The 20170-nt window shown below is 39.4% G+C and carries 22 protein-coding genes; 9 read left to right on the top strand and 13 right to left on the bottom strand.

What is annotated here, in order from left to right:
• Positions 1 to 38: 38 nt before the first annotated feature.
• Both ACLL8Z_RS12585 and ACLL8Z_RS12580 read right to left on the bottom strand, forming a co-directional pair.
• Positions 39 to 1907, bottom strand: coding sequence for an Nramp family divalent metal transporter (locus tag ACLL8Z_RS12585; protein WP_411275134.1), 1869 nt, complete (start codon positions 1905 to 1907; stop codon positions 39 to 41).
• Positions 1904 to 2560 carry a metal-dependent transcriptional regulator gene (locus ACLL8Z_RS12580; RefSeq protein ID WP_411275133.1) on the bottom strand — a complete coding sequence of 219 codons (657 nt, stop codon included), beginning with the start codon at positions 2558 to 2560 and terminating at the stop codon, positions 1904 to 1906. Before ACLL8Z_RS12580 ends, ACLL8Z_RS12585 begins: the two co-directional genes overlap by 4 nt.
• 135 nt (positions 2561 to 2695) lie before the next feature.
• Between ACLL8Z_RS12580 and ACLL8Z_RS12575 the strand changes: the two genes are divergently transcribed.
• Positions 2696 to 3166 carry an Lrp/AsnC family transcriptional regulator gene (locus ACLL8Z_RS12575; protein WP_411275132.1) on the top strand — a complete coding sequence of 157 codons (471 nt, stop codon included), beginning with the start codon at positions 2696 to 2698 and terminating at the stop codon, positions 3164 to 3166.
• Positions 3167 to 3280: 114 nt separating this feature from the next.
• On the opposite strand, the gene ung is transcribed toward ACLL8Z_RS12575, so the two are convergent.
• Positions 3281 to 3958 (bottom strand): uracil-DNA glycosylase, encoded by a 678-nt coding sequence (ung, locus tag ACLL8Z_RS12570; protein ID WP_411275131.1) that lies wholly within the window; start codon positions 3956 to 3958, stop codon positions 3281 to 3283.
• 74 nt (positions 3959 to 4032) lie between these two features.
• Here ung and ACLL8Z_RS12565 point away from each other — a divergent pair, with 74 nt between their 5' ends.
• Positions 4033 to 4587 carry a DUF2892 domain-containing protein gene (locus ACLL8Z_RS12565; protein ID WP_411275130.1) on the top strand — a complete coding sequence of 185 codons (555 nt, stop codon included), beginning with the start codon at positions 4033 to 4035 and terminating at the stop codon, positions 4585 to 4587.
• Positions 4588 to 4694: 107 nt separating this feature from the next.
• Here ACLL8Z_RS12565 and lysS read toward each other — a convergent pair whose 3' ends face one another.
• Entirely contained in the window at positions 4695 to 6428 is a 1734-nt protein-coding gene (lysS, locus tag ACLL8Z_RS12560; RefSeq protein ID WP_411275129.1) for a lysine--tRNA ligase, read from the bottom strand.
• Positions 6429 to 6781: 353 nt separating this feature from the next.
• On the opposite strand from lysS, the gene ACLL8Z_RS12555 reads away from it, so the two are divergent.
• Positions 6782 to 8593 carry a tetratricopeptide repeat protein gene (locus ACLL8Z_RS12555; RefSeq protein WP_411275128.1) on the top strand — a complete coding sequence of 604 codons (1812 nt, stop codon included), beginning with the start codon at positions 6782 to 6784 and terminating at the stop codon, positions 8591 to 8593.
• Between the two features lie 49 nt (positions 8594 to 8642).
• Here the strand turns inward: ACLL8Z_RS12555 and ACLL8Z_RS12550 are convergent, their stop codons facing one another.
• On the bottom strand, positions 8643 to 9479 hold the full coding sequence (locus ACLL8Z_RS12550; protein WP_411275127.1) for a ferritin-like domain-containing protein: 837 nt from the start codon (positions 9477 to 9479) through the stop codon (positions 8643 to 8645).
• A gap of 10 nt (positions 9480 to 9489) precedes the next feature.
• On the bottom strand, positions 9490 to 10191 hold the full coding sequence (locus ACLL8Z_RS12545; protein ID WP_411275126.1) for a ferritin-like domain-containing protein: 702 nt from the start codon (positions 10189 to 10191) through the stop codon (positions 9490 to 9492).
• A 207-nt stretch (positions 10192 to 10398) separates the two neighbouring features.
• Here ACLL8Z_RS12545 and scpB point away from each other — a divergent pair, with 207 nt between their 5' ends.
• The 3 genes from scpB to ACLL8Z_RS12530 all read left to right on the top strand — a co-directional run bounded on the left by scpB (position 10399) and on the right by ACLL8Z_RS12530 (position 12484).
• Complete coding sequence (scpB, locus tag ACLL8Z_RS12540; protein WP_411275125.1) at positions 10399 to 10980, top strand: SMC-Scp complex subunit ScpB; 582 nt, start codon at positions 10399 to 10401, stop codon at positions 10978 to 10980.
• An 89-nt stretch (positions 10981 to 11069) separates the two neighbouring features.
• Positions 11070 to 11291, top strand: coding sequence for a hypothetical protein (locus ACLL8Z_RS12535; RefSeq protein WP_411275124.1), 222 nt, complete (start codon positions 11070 to 11072; stop codon positions 11289 to 11291).
• 65 nt (positions 11292 to 11356) lie between these two features.
• A complete protein-coding gene (locus tag ACLL8Z_RS12530) occupies positions 11357 to 12484 on the top strand; it encodes a GNAT family N-acetyltransferase (RefSeq protein ID WP_411275123.1) in 1128 nt (375 codons plus the stop codon).
• A 188-nt stretch (positions 12485 to 12672) separates the two neighbouring features.
• On the opposite strand, the gene ACLL8Z_RS12525 is transcribed toward ACLL8Z_RS12530, so the two are convergent.
• From ACLL8Z_RS12525 to mce, 7 genes are all read right to left on the bottom strand, one after another.
• Complete coding sequence (locus ACLL8Z_RS12525) at positions 12673 to 13008, bottom strand: helix-turn-helix domain-containing protein (protein ID WP_411275122.1); 336 nt, start codon at positions 13006 to 13008, stop codon at positions 12673 to 12675.
• A 415-nt stretch (positions 13009 to 13423) separates the two neighbouring features.
• On the bottom strand, positions 13424 to 14278 hold the full coding sequence (gene prmA, locus ACLL8Z_RS12520) for a 50S ribosomal protein L11 methyltransferase (protein WP_411275121.1): 855 nt from the start codon (positions 14276 to 14278) through the stop codon (positions 13424 to 13426).
• 99 nt (positions 14279 to 14377) lie between these two features.
• Positions 14378 to 15145, bottom strand: a complete 768-nt coding sequence (gene tpiA / locus ACLL8Z_RS12515) for a triose-phosphate isomerase (protein ID WP_411275120.1) — start codon at positions 15143 to 15145, stop codon at positions 14378 to 14380.
• Between the two features lie 169 nt (positions 15146 to 15314).
• Positions 15315 to 16499 (bottom strand): putative sugar nucleotidyl transferase, encoded by a 1185-nt coding sequence (locus ACLL8Z_RS12510; protein WP_411275119.1) that lies wholly within the window; start codon positions 16497 to 16499, stop codon positions 15315 to 15317.
• Positions 16500 to 16564: 65 nt separating this feature from the next.
• Positions 16565 to 16813, bottom strand: a complete 249-nt coding sequence (locus ACLL8Z_RS12505) for a type B 50S ribosomal protein L31 (protein WP_079701873.1) — start codon at positions 16811 to 16813, stop codon at positions 16565 to 16567.
• A 418-nt stretch (positions 16814 to 17231) separates the two neighbouring features.
• Positions 17232 to 17456, bottom strand: coding sequence for a hypothetical protein (locus ACLL8Z_RS12500; protein WP_411275118.1), 225 nt, complete (start codon positions 17454 to 17456; stop codon positions 17232 to 17234).
• A 3-nt stretch (positions 17457 to 17459) separates the two neighbouring features.
• Positions 17460 to 17864, bottom strand: a complete 405-nt coding sequence (mce, locus tag ACLL8Z_RS12495) for a methylmalonyl-CoA epimerase (RefSeq protein ID WP_411275117.1) — start codon at positions 17862 to 17864, stop codon at positions 17460 to 17462.
• A gap of 125 nt (positions 17865 to 17989) precedes the next feature.
• Here mce and ACLL8Z_RS12490 point away from each other — a divergent pair, with 125 nt between their 5' ends.
• The 3 genes from ACLL8Z_RS12490 (at position 17990) to ACLL8Z_RS12480 (ending at position 20155) form a co-directional block, all read left to right on the top strand.
• Positions 17990 to 19201, top strand: a complete 1212-nt coding sequence (locus ACLL8Z_RS12490) for an IscS subfamily cysteine desulfurase (protein ID WP_411275116.1) — start codon at positions 17990 to 17992, stop codon at positions 19199 to 19201.
• A gap of 186 nt (positions 19202 to 19387) precedes the next feature.
• Positions 19388 to 19801, top strand: a complete 414-nt coding sequence (gene iscU, locus ACLL8Z_RS12485) for a Fe-S cluster assembly scaffold IscU (protein WP_411275115.1) — start codon at positions 19388 to 19390, stop codon at positions 19799 to 19801.
• A gap of 27 nt (positions 19802 to 19828) precedes the next feature.
• Positions 19829 to 20155: a HesB/IscA family protein gene (locus ACLL8Z_RS12480; RefSeq protein ID WP_411275114.1), complete on the top strand. Its 327-nt coding sequence runs from the start codon at positions 19829 to 19831 to the stop codon at positions 20153 to 20155.
• The last annotated feature ends 15 nt before the right edge of the window (positions 20156 to 20170 follow it).

Genomic DNA, 20170 nt, shown 5'->3' with positions numbered 1-20170 from the left:
AAACATCTACTCTTCCCTGACTTGCTCGTTTGATCTGCTTATTTAATTATTAGGATTGGAATGCTTACATTATGTCTCACGGTCTCCACCGTCGTTCCGAATATTAGGTCACTTATGCCCTTGTGGCCATGCGCTCCCATTACCAGGAGATCCAGATTTTTAGTTTCAACCAGTTGAGAAATTGCTTTCGAAGCAACTCCGTATCCAATGGCGATCTCTGCATCATAACCAAGTTCTTTTAAGTTAAGCTGATATTTTTCCAAGTTATTGGTATCACTTTGTGTTTCGTGATCAAGTACTATCTCACCATGGAAACGTGCGCCCGCAGTTTCTACAATGTGTATCATCACATACTTAGCATCTTTGCCGCCCTGAATCAATGCGTGGCGAATAGTATTTATATCCTTCTTAGAAAAATCAACAGTGATTCCGATCATCTTATATTGTATGCTTTCGATGTTGCCAATTTCCAAAGCACCGCCATGCGGCACATTAGATAAACTTCCGCTGTGTTTCTTATACAATGGAACGAATATCACATATAATAATAACACACTAACGCTCATTATAACTGGTATTACGAACACATAAATTAGCCACACATCTTCGCCCCCGCTTAGCCAATTTGTAACTTCCTGAATCACAAGCTTGACATTTAGTCCTACAATTATAAGTGCGCTTAACCATGCGAGGATCTTAACCCATGGTTTTATAACATATTCCTTCATCGCTTTGTTATCGGAATTAAAATGTATCAAAGGAATAATAGCAAATCCAAGCTGTAAACTTAATACCACCTGGCTCAATACCAGAAGACTTCCAAGCGCTTCTTCGCCGAAATATACTATCGTAAAAAATGCTGGAATAATTGCCAGTAGACGAGTTAATAGTCGCCTTATCCAGGGCTGAATACGTAGATTGAGATGACCCTCCATAACAATCTGCCCGGCTAGGGTTCCAGTTATGGTTGAGCTTTGTCCGGATGCAATCAGTGCTATAGCAAAAAGAGTTGGGGCTACAGAACCAAAAATATTATCCAGTAGCATATATGCATCCTGAATCTCCGCAACTTCATACAGACCATTTTTATAAAAAGCCGTAGCAGCTAGAATTAGTATGGCCGCATTTACGAAAAATGCGAGGTTGAGCGCAATAGTGGTGTCAATAAGATTAAATTTTAGCGCGTCTTTTATCCCCTTGGTGGTACGATCGATCTTTCTTGTTTGGACTAGAGAAGAGTGCAGGTATAAATTATGGGGCATTACGGTAGCACCAATAATTCCTATGGCGATATATAACGCGTTGCCCGATAAAATTGATGGTTTAAATCCTGACAATACTTCACCCAGTATAGGTTTTACAATAAACATCTCTGTCAGAAAAGAAATACCGACTATAAATACCATGGAAACAATAAATACTTCCATCATCCGCATCCCTTTATTCATTAGAAAAAGTAACAGGAACGTATCCAGAATGGTGATAGACACACCCCAGATGAGGGGCAATCCAAAAAGCAAGTTCAGACCTATAGCCATTCCAATTATTTCGGCAAGATCGCAGGCGATTATGGCGATCTGAGCTAAAACATATAAAGGATAATTGATGTACTTCGGGTAGGCGTTTCGGGATGCCTGCGCCAGATCGAGTCCTCTTACTATACCTAAACGGGCGCTAAGGGACTGTAACAAAAGTGCAATTAGATTCGACATAAGCAACACCCAAATAAGCTTATAACCAAATTGGCTTCCCCCTGCAATATCGGTCGCCCAGTTACCCGGATCCATGTACCCTACGCTTACCAGATAAGCCGGACCTATAAATGCCATTAGTTTTCTCCACCCGGTTTTCCCGGATGTGACTACAGAGCCGTGTACTTCACTCAAAGATTCGTCGTTCTTGCTCATAAAATCACTAAAATATTTTTAGCCACTTCGCGACTAATTGTTACTTCTGTTTTTCCATCGACCCCCAGGATTATGGACCCATCGAACTCCACGAGCTCGGCAATGATTATTTTAGTCCCAAGTGTCAGCCTAAGTTTCTCAAGATGTTTAAGAAAGACAGATGAATGTTCATTTACACCCGAAATTGTGCCGCCTTGCCCTTCCTTCATTTCGGCGACCTTCAGAAGCTTCTTATGCATGAAATTACCGATTCTGTCTGGGATAGGGTCACCATGTGGATCAGCGGCCGGGTTTCCGAGGAAGTCATCCAGCCGATCAATCAGAGCAGCGGAATTAATATGTTCCAGTTCCTCAGCAATGTCGTGCACTTCATCCCATTTAAATCCAAGCTTTTCTACTAGAAAAACCTCCCATAAGCGGTGCTTTCGGATGATGTTCACGGCAGCCTTTGCACCAATATCCGTTAACGTTACTCCCTTGTATTTAATATAGTTGATCAGTTTTTTGTCGGCAAGTTTCTTGAGCATATCAGTTACTGATGCGGCTTTAGTGTTTGTTACTTCGGCTATGGCATTAGTGCTGACCTCAGTTTTATTTTGATCACTTAAATGATAGATGGCTTTGAGGTAATTTTCTTCTGTGAATGAATGCATAAAATAATAAATTAAGCAAACCTAATTAAAAATTTAGATTAATCTAAATTGAGATTAAAAATATGTGCAATAAATTTAAGCGTTTTTTAAAATAAAATTTGGTTGCATGGGGAAAAACTCTATTTTTGAACAAGTATGGCTGTAGAACTTGATAAGATAGATTTTAAAATTCTGAAGATTCTTCAGGAAAATGGGCGAATTACAAATTTGCAGCTATCCCATGACGTGGGATTGTCACCGGCTCCAACGCTCGAACGGGTTAGGAAATTAGAACAGGCACATTACATAAAAAGCTACCACGCCTTGGTGGACGAAGAGCTTTTAGGCCTGGGCATAAAGACATTTATTCAGATCCAACTGGATTTCCATAAAAATAATACTATTCAGGTTTTTCTCGAGGAAATCGCAGCTATTAAAGAAATTACAGAATGTCATCACGTTACAGGGCAGTGCGATTTTCTTTTGAAAGTTTACGTGAAAGATATTAAATCTTATGAACGAGTTATTATGGACAAGATCAGCAGGATCTCGGTTGTTAAAACCTTCCAGACAATGATGATCATGTCTACAAATAAAAAAGAGCCAGCAGTACCATTGGAATACTAAATGAGCGAATAAATTTGATAGTTGCCTAAAGATCTTGGAAGTTGAATAAAGGAAAAGTCATAAAACACTGTTCCATTGCTTATTTGATTTGTTCCCAACGGGCTCATTTGCTAATTAACCAACCTGCCAATCAATTCCCGTCTTTCCCTCTTTCTCCAAAATTTCATTTACTCTACTAAAATGTCCATTACCAAAAAAGCCTTTGTGAACTGAGAAAGGAGAGGGGTGAGCAGAGATCAAAACATGATGCTTATTTGGGTCGATCAGGGCTGATTTTGCCTGTGCGTATTTACCCCAGAGAAGAAATATAATTCCTGATCTTTGTTCGGCAAGTGTTTGGATGACCTTGTCGGTAAACACTTCCCAGCCTTGTTTTTGGTGGGAGCCTGGTTTGTTAGCCCCAACTGTTAAGGTGGCATTCAAAAGCAGCACGCCCTGGTCTGCCCACTTGGTAAGGTTGCCATGGCTGGGATATTTGAAATCTTTAAACTCAGTCAATAGTTCTTTAAAAATATTCTGCAGGGAAGGGGGGAATTGCATGCCTTTTTGTACGGAAAAAGAGAGCCCATGTGCCTGATTGGGCTTGTGATATGGATCCTGGCCCAGGATTACGACCTTGACTTTATCAAAAGGGGTATGTGCAAATGCACTGAAAATATCCTTGCTTTCCGGATATATAGTGCGACTAGCAGTTTTCTCGGTTTTCAGGAAGCTACGAAGGTTTATCATGTAAGATTTTTCAAATTCATCCTGCAGGACTTTCTTCCAGCTCTCCTCAAGTTGACCAGACATAATTTCTAAGATAGATATTGGTTAAACGCTCAAATAAACGGATATTTGCAGCAAATTTAACAGATAACAAGACAATGCCTAATTTTATAAGATTGATTATTGCATCCATCGTGTTGGGTGCAGCAGTAACATTAATGGTTTACGGATACTGGGGATGGGGTATACCTTTAGTTTTCGTTGCTATATTAATCGGAGTAACTTTTTTATTTAACGAAAAGATGCTTATTGCTCAGTACTTTCTGAGAAAAGATAAAATGGATCACGCTGCTGTATGGCTTGCGAAAATTACCAACTATGAAACAGAACTGTTCAAAGGACAGCATGGGTATTATAACTTGTTATTAGGCCTTGTCGAATCTAGAAAAGCACCCCTTCAATCAGAAAAATATTTTAAAAGGGCTATAAGCCTCGGCATGACTATGGACCATAATATTGCGCTGGCGAAACTCAGCCTGGCAGGTATTGCTATGGCAAAGCGAAACAAACGTGAAGCTACTGTGTATCTCCAGGAAGCGAAAAAGGCAGATAAAAATAAATTACTTGCTGATCAGATCAAAATGATGAAAGAGCAGATGGGGCAGATGGATAGGACTGTGGTGCAGCAGAGAGGGAACGCAAGGAGATTTTAACAAAATTGAAAGTTGACGGTCGCCAGTTGACAAGTTGTTTTGAAAGTTGACATTTTACGGATGTCATCATATCGGTTATTTCATGGCCTTGTTTCAGCAAACACCTTTCACCTCTCCACTCGATTAAACCATTCCATTACACTCTCTTTCGAAGGCATCGCAATCTCCAGCTTCATCTTCTTACGCATTCCGCCAAGGTCGTTAAACACTTTATTTGGGTTGCCTGCCTTTAATTCTTCTGCTGTCTTATAACCCATTTTATTCAGAACGGGAACCCATTCAGCCGGAACACCCAGGGATGTAAATTCATGTGCAGAAATCATTTTTGTCTTTTTTTCTGGCCTCATTTGTGGGAAAAATAGTACTTCCTGAATCGTACTTTGATCAGTCATGAGCATTACCAGTCGATCGATACCAATTCCCAGGCCTGATGTCGGCGGCATACCATATTCAAGGGCACGCAAGAAATCCTCGTCCATGGCCATTGCCTCTTCATCACCCCGGCCTGCAAGAAGCAACTGATCTTCGAGGCGTTGACGCTGATCGATGGGGTCATTAAGTTCTGTATAAGCATTGGCAATTTCCTTGCCCATAACGAATAATTCGAATCGTTCCACAAGTCCCTCTTCACTGCGATGTTTTTTAGCAAGTGGGGTCATCTCAATGGGATAATCGGTTATGTATGTAGGCTGTATAAGGTGAGATTCCACTTTTTCGGAAAAGATTTCGTCGATCAATTTTCCTCTTCCCATCGTCGCGTCAGTTTCGATCCTCAACTCTTTACAGGTTGTCCTTAGAGTATCTTCATCCATTTTAGAAACATCGATGCCGGTATGTTTCTTAATCGAATCATACATTGAAAGTTTTTCATAAGGACCTGCAAAATCAATTTCGTGTTGGCCAACTTTGATGGTTGCCTGGCCATGTATAGCTATTGCAATCTTTTCAAGGCACTCTTCAACCATACCCATCATCCAGATATAGTCTTTATAGGCTACATAGATTTCCATAGAGGTAAACTCCGGATTATGAGTTCGGTCCATGCCTTCGTTTCGGAACATTTTGCCGAATTCATAAACCCCATCAAACCCTGCTACAATTAGCCGTTTCAGGTACAATTCGTTCGCAATACGCAGATATAAGGGCATGTCTAAAGCATTATGATGCGTATTAAAGGGCCTTGCGGCTGCACCACCATGAATTGGCTGCAGGATTGGAGTTTCTACTTCCATCCATCCCTGGTTATCAAAATAGTTCCGCATGGTGTTAATTACCTTCGATCGGTGCTGGAAGATTTTTTTAAACTCAGGATTTACGGTAAGATCGACATAACGCTGGCGATAACGCATCTCCGGATCAGTAAATCCATCATAAATATGTCCCTCATCATCCCGCTTTACAATGGGCAGCGGTTTTAGCGACTTCGCCAGTATCTTCATTTCACTTACGTGAATTGAAATCTCGCCAGTCTTGGTTGTAAAAACATATCCTTTGACACCAATGAAATCGCCAATGTCTAATAGTTTTTTAAACACAGTATTATAAAGAGTTTTATCTTCTCCGGTACAAATTTCATCCCTGTTAAGATATGCCTGAATTCGCCCGGTTGAGTCTTGAAGTTCAGCAAATGAGGCGCTCCCCATTATCCGACGGCTCATTATCCGACCAGCAAAACTGACGCTTTTATAGGATGTTTTATTACGTTCGTAATTGTCCTTAATATCCTTTGCATTTACATTTACCTCAAATGCTTCAGGCGGATAAGGATTAATCCCCAGTTTGCGAAGTTCAGTCATTGCCTCTCGGCGTAAAATTTCCTGTTCAGATAACCCGTTGCTCATTATTGTATTTGAATTTGTGCAAAAGTAAAGATTTTGAGGGAATTTGGGCTAGAGTTGAAATTGGAATATTGAAAGGGAGGGAGGAAATTTACTTACAGCGTTAGGTTTGACAGCTAACTACCAAAAACCGTTAACTAAATAATTACTACCGTTCCTCCAACTTAATCATTTCAAGTCAGTTGCACAGTTACTTTTGTTGTATAATCTTAAGATTTTTTATCTATCTATGATGATATGCCTGGTTTATCATCAGCGGCCGAAACGATTGGGGCGTTTCGCCGCTTTTTTATCTCCGCCAAATAAGCTAAATTCAATTATTATACGAGTCGCTTAAATATCTCTCATCATCTGCCGTGAAAAGGAAATATTACAAGTATCTGATTTACATTTTTTTGTCTGTTGGAACAGGTGTCATTGCTATTTATAGTTTCCGGTTAAATGTACCTTCGTTTGCATACAACTCGTTCAGTGCAAATAATATTGATCCAAGAGACTCCATACTTGTGATCATTTTGAATAAAAAGGCTTTTAAGTCTCGACTATCTGATCCGAAAAATTCCATTGAAATTGCAGACAGTGCGCTAAGGATAGCTCAGCGAATAAATTATCTCCCTGGCATAGCCGAGTCCTATCGGATAAAGGGAGTGGGCTTTGCCTATTTAGAAAATAATTCATTATCAATGAAGAATTACATCGAAGCATTGCGATGTTTCAAACAACTGAATGATGATAAGAAAATTGCGAGAACTTACAATAATATTGGCACCTTATATAAGCACAATGATCCTGATAAGGCACTGCGCTATTTTAATACTGCTTTTCAGATAGCCCAAAAGGTAAAGGACGAAGAACTAATTGGCGGAATATATTTTAATATCGCCTTGGCGTATTCCAAAAAATTAGAATACGATAAATCGCTGCAATATTTGGAACGTAGCTATGAAATTTTCCGGAAACTTAAGGACACCGTATCGATGGTGATTTATCTGCAAAATACCGGACGGGTTTACTATCGTCTGAATCAGATTGATCTGGCGAAATCCCGATTGATTCAGGCGATTCAAATGGCAAAGGATCTTAAATTATATACAACGCTAGGTAGCTGCTATTTATCTCTATCGTATATTTATTTGGATCAGAATGAGTTTAGTTTAGCTGACTCTGCAATTTCAGTAGGCTTGAATTATTCTAAAAAAGTAGATAGTCGAAGCATGGATAATGACTTTGTGCGGTTATCATACGACTTAGAATTGAAAAGAAAGAATTATGAAAAAGCTATAAAATACCTTTCACTAGCCTATCATAATGACAGTTTGGTATTAAACCAAAATCTCTCTTCGAATATTGATTTTAATTCCCGGCATTATCTACAGCAGCAGAAAATTCAGGAAAGTGAACTGATAATTGCAAGGCAGAAATATAGAGAGGCTACTTCAAAATGGATAAGCAGTTTAAGTCTTTTGGTAGTATTGTTACTAGTAATCGGTGCACTCTTATACAATTCCTGGAAAGAAAAAAATAGAAAACGCAGGGAATTTGCTGACCAGAGTACTATCACGACACTGGAGCAGAAAGCGTTACAAGCAATGATGAACCCTCACTTTGTATTTAATGTAATGAACTCGATTCAACACTTCATTAATATGGCCGATGTCAAAAGTGCTAATCAGGTTCTTTCAGGATGTGCCCGGCTTGCGAGAAAACATCTTGAAATCTGTATGAACGGTACCATATCTGTTCAAGAGGAATTGGCTTACCTCATTTTATATCTGTCGCTGGAGAAGGTAAGATTTCCAGATAAAATGGAATATGAAATCACCATCGATGAAAATATTGATACTGAGGAGATAATCATTCCCTCAATGCTTGTACAACCTTTCCTTGAAAATGCTATCTGGCATGGAATTATGCCTATGGTGGAAGGAGGTATTGTAAAATTGAAATTCCATCTGGAAGATTCAGATCTCGTGATAAGGATTATAGATAATGGGATAGGAATCAACAATTCTGCTCATATAACTAAAGCTGGGCATATTAGCAGGGGAATGGATCTAATACGGGAAAGAGTGAGTTTGTTAAACAAGCTTAGCAAACGGCATATATTTATACACCAGCAACAAACAGGTCATTTTGGAACCGAAGTCCTGATAAGAATTCCAACATAAAAAAAGGGAGTCTTTCGACTCCCTTTCCACTCATCTCTAAAACTTTCCACTAAACAATAAATGGGTCTACTATTCCTAAAACCTGGCCCATTGTTAAAGGTTCATCAAATGACTCGGTTGCAGCGTTGAAGCTGATCGCCTGGCCGTTGATGCCTGTGATCTTAATTCCTGCCTGAGTATCCAGTTCTTCACCATCATATGAAGGTTGAACCGCTGCTAGGCCGATACCGTTATCTTTACCTGTAATCCAAGGTTTAACATTCGCGCCACGTGCTTTGCGCATTTGACGGACCTTAGCTGCATGTCGCGCTTCTACTGAATGTATATTCAGAGCCGCGGTCAATAAGGCACCTTGTCTTAATAGATTCGGAGCCTGACCTTTATATGCTCTTACACCAGTATCTTCAAAAACCTGTGCTACAGCTAGAAAAATGTCATAATTAGTAAACACTGTTGCGAATGGTCCTGTACCTGATCCATTACCTGCAGAAAAATCAAATGTCGGTTTGGCAACAGGAGTTTTTCCTAAACCCTGTAATGCTTTACGAAGGAATGCCACATGCTGGGTTTCGTGATCACGAATAACAGTGATTGCTCCCAAAGAGGCACCAGCTGGAATTAGACCAGGAGCTGCTACTCCTCTTACATAAAATTCTGCTTCCAGATACTCAAGAGTGAGGGCATATTGAAATACTTGCTCAACAGTTGCCGTTGTCTGACCATATGCTGTCTTGAACATAGATCCAATAGCAAATGGAAGAGATGCTGCGGCAACTTTGCTTCCGAAGTTGAAGAAATCCTTCATGGCTTTTCTTCTCGGATTCAATCGTTCGTAGACTTCACCGTCCACTTTTTCAATTTCGTCTAATATATTTAAAATGTTCATGTCTGTTTAATTAAGTAGTTGGTAAATCGTTAGCGTTTATTTTGGTTTTAACAAATGCTGATGCTATCCCTAACACTTCCAAAGGCATACGGGATTTATCGAGCCCGTCGGCATCGAGTACTTCATTGTTAGCAAAAGAATTTGGGGTGAGCAACTCGCGGATTACTGCAGCATGTCTGGCTTCTACCGAAACAATTTTACCTGCAACTGTTAAATAACCTGCATCTCTAAGTAAAAATCCAGCACCGTTGTAAGCAGAAACACCCAGATCTTCAAATGCCTTCGCGGTACCCAAAACACTTGTTCTATCGGCAAAATTGATTGACGAGAAATTTACTTCAAGTCCACCGATTGCGCTGGTTCCTAATACATTCTTAAAAAATTCCCGGTGTGCAACTTCATGATCACGAATGTCAATAAGTATGTCTTTCTCAGCTTGAGTAGCGCCAGTGTAAAATGAACTTGCAACTTGCACATAAAATGCAGCTTCTAACTGCTCCAATGCATAAGCGTAATTCAGGATACCTATGTCGCCACTTCCAAGATACACGCCGGATTCAAGTTTGTCTTTTTTACATCCAGCGGCAACCAAGGCAATCCCTGCTGCACCAGCACCTGCAAAGCGCAAGAAGGAGCGACGCTCTACTTTAGACGAAAAGAAATCTTGCTCTTTTAGTAAAGCCTGATCCTCCGATTTTGTTGAGTTTTTCATATTCATAGGTTTTAATTTTGTCCGCAAACCTGCTTTTCTTAATCGTTATACAGGTTCGATCTCTTTTGGGTTATAATTGAATACTGTTGATTGGCTATATGTACGACAATATTTTAAGAGTGGTTTTTCGATCTTTACAACTTTTAGGAATGTTGCATTACTGCCTATGATAATACTTATAGAAATATTTTTCGATAAATGTGCTTTATGCTATGTTTGTTTATGGGTTTAGAGAAGCTAGACAACTTCATTGAAGCACTAATATTTGCTTCTGAAAAAAGTATAGGCGTGGATGAAATAGGACAGGTGATGGAAGGAGCCCAGTTGAAAAAATTAAAGTCAGAGAAGATAAAGTCGATTATAGACGACATCCGTCGTAAATATGATTCGCTTGATCTGGCTCTGGAACTGGTTTTTATCAACGGTGGGTACCAGTTTCTCACCCGTAAAGAATATTACCCGGTGATCAACCAGCTCCAAATCCAGCGCTCGAAGAAAAAGCTAAGCCAAGCTGCACTTGAAACGCTTGCTATCGTTGCCTATAAACAGCCAATAGCTAAACTTGAGATCGAGCAAATACGTGGCGTAAACTGTGATTACACGGTTCAAAAGCTTTTAGAAAGGGAGCTGATTACTATTTTGGGGAAAGCTGACACCGTGGGAAGGCCAATATTATATGGAACTAGCAGCCTTTTTATGGATTATTTCGGAATTAATTCCACTTTAGACCTGCCTCAATTGTCAGATATCCAAATAGAAAGCAATACAATAGGGCACCCCAAAGATTAGGATTTATTAAATTTTCAAAAGAAGTCTTTTAAAGTCAAAAACTTCCTATTTTTATATTCATAAATCAAAACGAAGTATAATTGCTAGAGATGATAACGTCAATAAAAGCGCCAATAGCCAGGGATACTTTTAGAAGTTCCCTAGATCCGAGGAAGAGGGTTCAGGATGACGACGACGAAGATGATGATGAACTGAACTACAAAAAGCCTGTCATTGACGACGAAGATGATGATGATTTTGATCTTCCTTTGGACGATGATATTAAGGGATTTGACGAGTACAATGATGATGAGGAGGAAGACGATTTTTAAGAATTTATTATTGTAATATTTAGGGCATTCAGTAAAAAGCTGAATGCTTTTTTATGTAGTTAAATATGATTATAAAAGAAGTGGCTGATGCGAGGAGTGCTCATGAGTTTTTGGACGTGGCGAGACGAATATACGAAAGTGATAAAACCTGGGTTTGTCCGCTGGATAAGGACTTAATCGCAGTATTTGATCCTAACCTAAATGTTTTTCACAGCCACGGCTCCATAACAAGATGGGTTTTGAGGTCGGATGATGGGAAATTAATAGGACGTATTGCTGCATTTATCAATGAGGATAAAGCTTACCAGGCAGCGCAGCCGACTGGCGGTGTAGGTTTCTTCGAATGCATAAATGACCAAAATGCCGCCGGGCTATTGTTTGATACTGCGCAGGCATGGCTTGCAGCAAGGGGAATGAGGGCCATGGACGGACCTATAAATTTCGGCGAAAATGATAGTTTCTGGGGGCTATTGATCGAAGGGTTTACTACCCCTTCTTATGGAATGAATTACAATCATTATTATTATCAAAAGCTCTTTGAAGATTATGGGTTTAAGATATTATATGAACAAATCACTAATCATCTGGATGTGAATAAGCCGTTTCCGGAGCGTTTTACAAAGATCGCTACGTGGGTATCTAACAAACCTGGATATACATTTAAAAATCTTGAAGCATTTAAGCTCGAAAAATTCGCCGCTGATTTTGTTGAAATTTATAATGATGCCTGGAAGGATTTTGAAAACTTCGTTCCATTAAACGTTAAAAAAGCCCTCGAAGCTTTTAACAAGATGAAAGCAGTGATGGACGAAAAACTCATCTGGTTCGCTTATGTAAATAATGAGCCAGCGTCCGTTATCGTAATGCTGCCCGATGCCAATCAAATGATCAGGAATTTTAATGGAAAGTTGGGAATTATTCAAAAACTCCAATTCGTTTACAGACGTTGGATAGGAGTTACCCGTATGAGAGCTGTAGTAATGGGTACTAAACAGGCATTTCAAAAACACGGATTGGAGTCAGTACTATTCATAAAGCTTAAGGAATATGTAATACCTTTAAATCAATACAAAGAGCTTGAACTTTCATGGGTGGGCGATTTTAATGATAAAATGTTGGCAATTCACGAAGCGGCAGGTGCAACTTTTGGGAAAAGGCATGCTACGATGAGGAAGGTGTTTGAGACCCAATAGCTATGAGATTGACAATTGACCAGGATGGTTGACGGCAGACAAATTCAGATGACGGTTAACATCCATATATTAAAGACTGCCTGGCTGCTGCTTTAGATCAATGATTGTTTCACAATGAACTGAAATTGTGGCCTCTGTAATAAAAGTTATATTCGGTATGGGGTGAAAGTAGTTACTGTCTACTGTTATTAGATCTTAACCGTCCTAAGCTCTTCATACAAATCTATAATCCTTTTTTGAAGGTCGATAACTTCTTTTTCTCTTTCAGCTACTTTTTTACTCAGTTCATCCAATTCCGAAGTGTATTTTTCCTGGCTTTCCGCGTCGTTGAATGTTAGTAACTGAACGACACTCATGTCGAAGAGTTTTGAAATCTGCTCAAGGCGAGATAAATTTACATCGGTGATGCCAGTTTCTATTTTAGAGAACGCAGGAATCGATATCTCCAGTCGTTTTGCAACATCTTCCTGGCTCCAGCTCTTTTGATGCCTCAATAATCTAATTTTTTTCCCTAATGTCTTCATCGTATTGTTAATTAATTATCTCGAACCAATAATGTCAGCCTATACATCGCTTATTTTGTAAAAATAGCTATATAGCTTTCTAATTTTTAAGTAATTGATTCAAAAACCTTTCCAATATTTAGGAATTATGATTATTGTTTAAATTAATTACGAAAACAAATATTTGCAATAGAGAAAAAAAAAGAAAACGGTCATTCAGCACAAACCAAATTTACGCCTCTTAGGGCTTTGAATGCCGAAGTTTATAGATAAATGACATTGCGGGATCAAGCGCAGAAGGTCAATAGCAACATTAATTTAACATCTTATTAATATAAAATAATATTTTCGATCTATTATTTAGAAAAAATTTGACAATCAAATGTAGATAATGTTATTTCAAACGAATTAATTTTTCGTCTACTATAATATACAATCACGCTGAATCATGAGATTTCGATTGAAATTTTGCTGCTATCCAGTTACTCTGATTCTTATGGGAGATATAGTTCAGGCCATTTGCTTTAGATTTATTAGTAATTATGTCCAAATCTGGATTCTCATAAAAGCCACTGAAGAAAATGATTCCACCGGGCGACAAAACTTCTGCATACCGGTCTATTTGATCCAAAAGAATATTCCGATTAATATTCGCAAGGATAATATTAAAAGTTGCATTTGGAATTGCTTCTTTTGATCCGCAAAGAGGGGAGATGTTAGTCACTTTATTGAGAGTAGAATTTTCTTTAGTACTTTCATAACAGATTTGGTCGTAGTCAATAGCTATAATTTCAGTGGCTCCTAAATGAGAAGCAAGTATCGCAAGGATCCCGGTTCCGCAGCCCATATCAAGTACTTTTTTATTTCTGAAGTCAGTTTCCATCATCAGTTCCATCATTAGGGACGTAGTCTGATGGTGCCCTGTACCAAATGCCATTTTCGGATCGATAATTATCTCAAATTCATATTCCGGATGCGGTTCATGAAAAGTTGCACGAATATAGCATCGGTCTTTAATCCGAAGCGGTTGGTAGTTACTTTCCCAAACCTCATTCCAGTTTTGATGAGGTATTGATTTGACATTGAAGTTGAATCTGAACATATCTGAATACAAGCTAGCAATTTCATTCAGCTGATCACCGACAGATTTTTCTTCAGGAATATAAGCTTTAAAACCGCTTTCCATGTCCTCAAATGTGTCGAAACCTATCTCAGAAAGAGATTTTATAAGAAGATCCTGGTGAAATTCTTCTGCCCCATGAATTGTAAAGTTATACTCTTGATAGTTCATAATTAGTTAAAGATCGAAAGTTATTGGCGAGAATTTGTAAACTACAGCATTTCCTATCTTTTCCAATGAGCATGGATTTTGCTAGTAATCTTAGTCCGTCTAAGAATTAAAAACCTTTATTATGTCTATGAAATCCCTTGCTTTCAAGGAAGCGCCGCCGATTAGTCCTCCGTCAATGTCTTTTTGGCTGAATAATTCAGCGGCGTTTTTGGGGTTACAACTTCCGCCGTAAAGTATCGATAGTTCGTTCGCTAAATCAGAACTATAGTGTTCGGCTACTTTTGCGCGTATAAACGCATGGACCTCCTGGGCTTGTTCGGGTGTGGCAGTCAGGCCTGTACCAATTGCCCAAACAGGTTCGTAAGCAAGCACTAGTTTTTGGAATTGGCTTCCGTCCAGATGAAACGCAGCCTCTTTTAACTGACTTTCAATTATGTCAAAATGAGTTCCGGCGTTGCGTTGTTCTAATGTTTCTCCAATACAAAATATTGGAATGAGTCCATTTTCCAGAACAACATCCAGTTTTTGCGCAAGTACAAGGTCATCTTCTGCAAAAAATGCCCTGCGCTCCGAATGTCCGATAATTACATAATCCGCTCCTGAGGATTTCAGCATAGATGCGGAAATTTCACCTGTATAGGCGCCCGAGTTAAATTGATGGCAATTTTGTGCTCCTAAAGCGACAATTGAATTGCCAATTGAAAGTTGTGTCAGGCTAGTTATATGGATAGATGGTGGGCAAACTACCACTTTCTGCTGACCTTTAACATCTTCGTTGATCAGCTTAAGTATCTCAGCATACAGCTGCAGGCCAGCCGCATGATCTAGATTCATTTTCCAGTTTCCGGCAACAATTTTTTTTCTCATTTATTTAGAATTTTTGTTAAGCAAATTGGTTGTTCGTTGTTGGTTGTTAGGCTGAGCGGATAGACCCGCCACTTATAACTTATTACTTACAACTTATAACTCCTCGTATTGGTAATTTTAACCCGATAAATATCGAGTCTCTACTGCCCACTGTCTACCGTCAATGGCCTTAAAATCTCCTGTATTTATTACTGAGCTCGAAAACCCTTGTCAATATCTTTTTATCCATTTCTCCAAAAACTTCCTTTTTGCGATCATAAACCCGCTCCGCAGTTTCGAACATTTTCGCCAGACTATATGTCCCAAAGCCCTGACTACCTCCCCATGCAAAATCAGGGACATAATTGCGGGGAAAGCCAGCGCCAAATATATTTGCACTAACGCCTACAACAGTTCCAGTATTAAACATTGTGTTGATACCACACTTTGAGTGATCGCCCATTATTAAGCCGCAAAACTGCAGCCCTGTCGGGCGATAATTTTCCATTTGGTAATCCCATAGCCTTACTTCCGCGTAATTATTCTTCATGTTCGAATTATTGCTGTCGGCACCGATATTACACCATTCTCCAACAACTGAGTTACCCAGATATCCTTCATGACCTTTTGCCGAATTGCCAAAGATTACTGAGTTATTTAATTCACCGGCTGCTTTTGAGTAAGGCCCGATGGTGGTCATTCCATATATTTTAGCGCCCATTTTAACAATCGACCCTTCACAAAGTGCAAATGAGCCTCTGATATGAGAGCCTTCCCAAATCTGAGAATCCCTTCCCAAATAAATTGGACCTTGTATAGTATTAAAAGTTGAGCATTCAGCAGTTGCACCTTCTTCTACGAATATGTTATCTCCTAAAACTGTGTTAGTGCTGCTTAATGATGCCGATGAACGCCCCTTTGTCAGAATGCTAAAATCCATTCTAATCTCTTGGTCATTATTGCTGAAAATATCTTCTGGAAATGATATTCTTAGAAGACGGCTTGTGTACTCATTTTTATTGTATTCCTCTGTTCGATTTAAATTGAATTCCTTTACTCCTGACTCGTTTAATTTTACAGCAATCAAAATCCCGTCTGCAACAATTGCATCGCCCTCAGCCAGCCTTTCTATTGCTTCCACCAGCTCTTCGTCAGGACAGATAGATCCGTTAACCATAATATTAAATTCGCTGACGCGGAAGGGATATTTTTCCTGCAGATATTGTTCTGTTAGGTAGAAAGGAGTAGTTTTAAAATAGAAAGCCCACTTTTCAGCAATGGTAAGAATTCCTACCCTAATCGCTGATACCGGTCGGGTATAAGTTAGTGGAAGCAAGTTATTTCGGAACTGGTCGTCGAAAAGAATTACAGTCATGGTCAAAAATAAAAAAAAGTCCCGGCCTTATCGGTCGGGACTTTCATTTATTATTTGAAATATTATTATTTCTTTTCGTAACGTGAACGGAATTTGTCAATCCGGCCTGCGGTATCAACCAGTTTCATTTTACCAGTGTAAAACGGATGAGATGTGTGTGATATCTCTAGTTTTACAAGTGGATATTCGTTTCCATCTTCCCATTTAATACTTTCTTTCGTGTCAATGCAAGATTTCGTTAAGAAAGAATATTCATTAGACATGTCTTTAAACACTACTAACCTATAATTTTTGGGATGCAATTCAGCTTTCATCTTCAATACTTTTTAAGAGGTGCAAATATAGGAAAAAATCTAATTAGTTAAAATGAATTTGAAAATATTTGAAGACCAGCGACTGGAGCCTATGGTCCTCTTATGAATAGTACGCCAAGACTTTTGAAGTCATTAACTCTCCATTCTGCATTGTTGACCTGTCCAAATCCATACTCAGCGTAAATAAAAGGTACCTGTGCACTCGCCGCAGCATCATAATCCCAAATTGGATCGCCGATGTAAACGGGCTTTTAAGGCTGTTCTTTCAACTATCGATCTAATGTTCTCGCTTGTTGGTTTTCCTGTTTTACCAGAGCACGGTCAAGTCCATTAATACATTCTTGACTTCCGGATATAAGGTTCCGCCAAATTTTTTCATGTACTCCGATTCTTTTGGTTTCTAAGCATCCAGAAGTTGTTAACGCATACTTTCCGGGATAAATGTAAAGTGTTCTTTAAAAACTTTATCGATGCTCAAACCAGATACTGCGCGAATAGTAGGTGCATCGATGGAGTACTCGGTTATTCCAAGCCCGGTCAGCAAGTCGCTCCATGCCTTTGCGCAGATTTCGGATGCGTCCCAAAGGGTTCCGTCTAGATCCAAAATCAGGCTGTCGGTTGTGGTAGAATTAATAGTTTTCACATTTCACCTTTCAATCGACTCACATAATTCAATCAAAACTCCACTCATCGCCTTCGGGTGCACAAAACAAACTAGCTTATTATCAGCACCTTTTTTGGGCTTTTCGCTAAGTAATTGAAATCCATCCGCTTTTAATCTGGCCATTTCATCAACGATATTATCTACAGCAAAAGCAATGTGGTGAATCCCTTCACCTCGTTTTTCTATGAATTTCGCAATTGCACTCTCGTCGGAGCTGGCCTGAAGCAACTCAAGCTTACTTTCGTTAATTTTGAAAAACTCAGTGATTACTTTCTCCGTATCGACGATCTCGGTTTTGTAACTTCCGTAACCCAGAAGCCGCCGATATAAATCAGACGAGTGTGCAAGGTCTTTAACAGCGATACCGATATGATCAATCTTCTTCATAATTACCTTTTTATGGCATAAAAATGACCATTTTATGCCTATGTAGGTAGTGATATTTGATAATTACTGCAAAAAATATTTCGTATCTTTGGACTAATGAAAAAACTGAACATAAATATATAAAAATGAATTTGCCGATATACCTAGATAACAATGCAACAACACCTATGGATCCCAGGGTTCTGGATGCAATGCTGCCATATTTTAACGCGAAATTTGGTAATGCTGCGAGCAGAAACCATCCTTTTGGATGGGCGGCTGAGGAGGGTGTTGATTATGCACGTGAGCAGGTTGCAAAGCTAATAGGGGCGAGTGAAAAAGAAATTATTTTCACTTCCGGCGCGACCGAGTCTGACAACCTTGCGATCAAAGGTGTTTTCGAAATGTATAAAGAAAAGGGTAATCACATCATTACATGTGTTACTGAACATAAGGCAGTTATTGATGCCTGCAAACACGTAGAGAAACTGGGAGGCGAAGTAACTTATCTCGGCGTAAAAGCTGATGGTTTAATTGATCTTGCCGAGCTGGAAGCTGCAATAACGGAAAAAACTATACTTGTTGCTATCATGTATGGCAACAACGAAATTGGCGTTATTCAACCGATAAGAGAAATTTCTGCTATTACGCACAAGCACGGAGCCTTGTTTATGACCGACGCAACGCAAGCTGTTGGTAAAATCCCTGTAAACGTTAATGCTGATGGTATAGATTTGATGGCTTTTACGGCGCATAAAATGTACGGGCCAAAAGGAGTTGGGGCACTCTATGTTCGTCGTAAAAATCCAAGAGTTAAAGTAACTGCTCAAATGGACGGTGGTGGCCACGAGCGAGGAATGCGTTCAGGTACATTAAACGTCCCCGGGATAGTTGGATTAGGTAAGGCATGTGAACTTTGTGAGCTGGAAATGGAATCTGAGGCGTCCCGTTTATCGGCTTTGCGCGACAAATTGCAGGCCTCACTAACAACTATGGAAGAAAGTTATGTGAACGGTAATACTGAACATCGATTACCTCACGTTGCAAACATTTCTTTCAAATATGTTGAAGGCGAAGGTTTGATGATGGCAATGAAAGATCTGGCGGTATCGTCCGGATCGGCTTGTACTTCGGCTTCACTTGAACCCTCTTACGTTCTCAAAAGCCTTGGGTTATCTGATGATCTTGCACACTCTTCCATTCGTTTCGGCCTGGGCCGCTTTACAACAGAAGAAGAAGTAGATTTTGCTATAGAACAAACTAAAAAAGCGGTTAATCATTTAAGGGATCTTTCACCACTTTGGGAAATGTTTAAAGAAGGAGTCGACTTGGATAAGATCGAATGGGCGGAACATTAGACGTTATACGTTTACGTAATACGTTGTACGTGATAGACGCTTGAAAGTTATACGTTGTTCGTAATAAGTGTTGACGCATGCTTAAGCGCCCAGTTTGACTAGCCCACAACCAAACAAAATAGAATTTAGATACAAAAAATATTAAATTAATACCTTTTTGACAAAGGAAAAATAAACATCAACAAAATGGCATACTCAGAAAAAGTAATTGATCACTACACACATCCCCGGAATGTTGGAACTTTAGATAAAGCCAGTAGCGCTGTAGGGACTGGATTAGTTGGGGCACCTGAATGCGGCGACGTAATGCGCCTTCAGATCGAGGTTGATGAAAATCATATGATTACCGATGCTAAATTCAAAACTTTTGGATGCGGATCGGCAATTGCCTCATCTTCATTGGCAACAGAATGGCTTAAAGGGAAGTCCATAGATGACGCAATGAAAATTGACAACATGGATATTGTTGAGGAACTCGCACTGCCGCCGGTAAAAATCCATTGTTCTGTATTAGCAGAAGATGCGATTAAGGCAGCGATCAATGATTATCGTGTTAAAAATGGAATGGAAGCTTTAGAAGTTGCTAAATCTCATCATTAAGATTAGCGATTCCTAAGACTGAAAAAAATGGTAACTGTAACCGAAAAAGCTAAAAGCAAAGTAGAGCAGCTAATGTCTGAAAATGGACTGGACAACAGTTATTTTCTTCGTGTGTCTGTTCAGGGAGGCGGATGCTCCGGGTTATCCTATAAGATGGATTTCGACAACGAAGAAAAACCAGGAGACCAGTTTTTTGAAGATCAGGGGGTTCGTTTGGCTCTCGATATGAAATCTTTCCTATACCTAGCTGGGACAGAACTGGATTTCTCCGATGGATTGAATGGGAAAGGTTTTAACTTCCATAATCCAAATGCAACACGGACATGTGGTTGCGGTGAGAGTTTTTCTGTATAACGGACTGCCTAAGCG

The sequence above is a fragment of the Daejeonella sp. genome, from assembly GCF_046590655.1.
GTDB lineage: Bacteria > Bacteroidota > Bacteroidia > Sphingobacteriales > Sphingobacteriaceae > Daejeonella.
The sequence above is the reverse complement of the archived record's forward strand: the minus strand, read 5'-3'. Positions and strand labels throughout refer to the sequence as shown.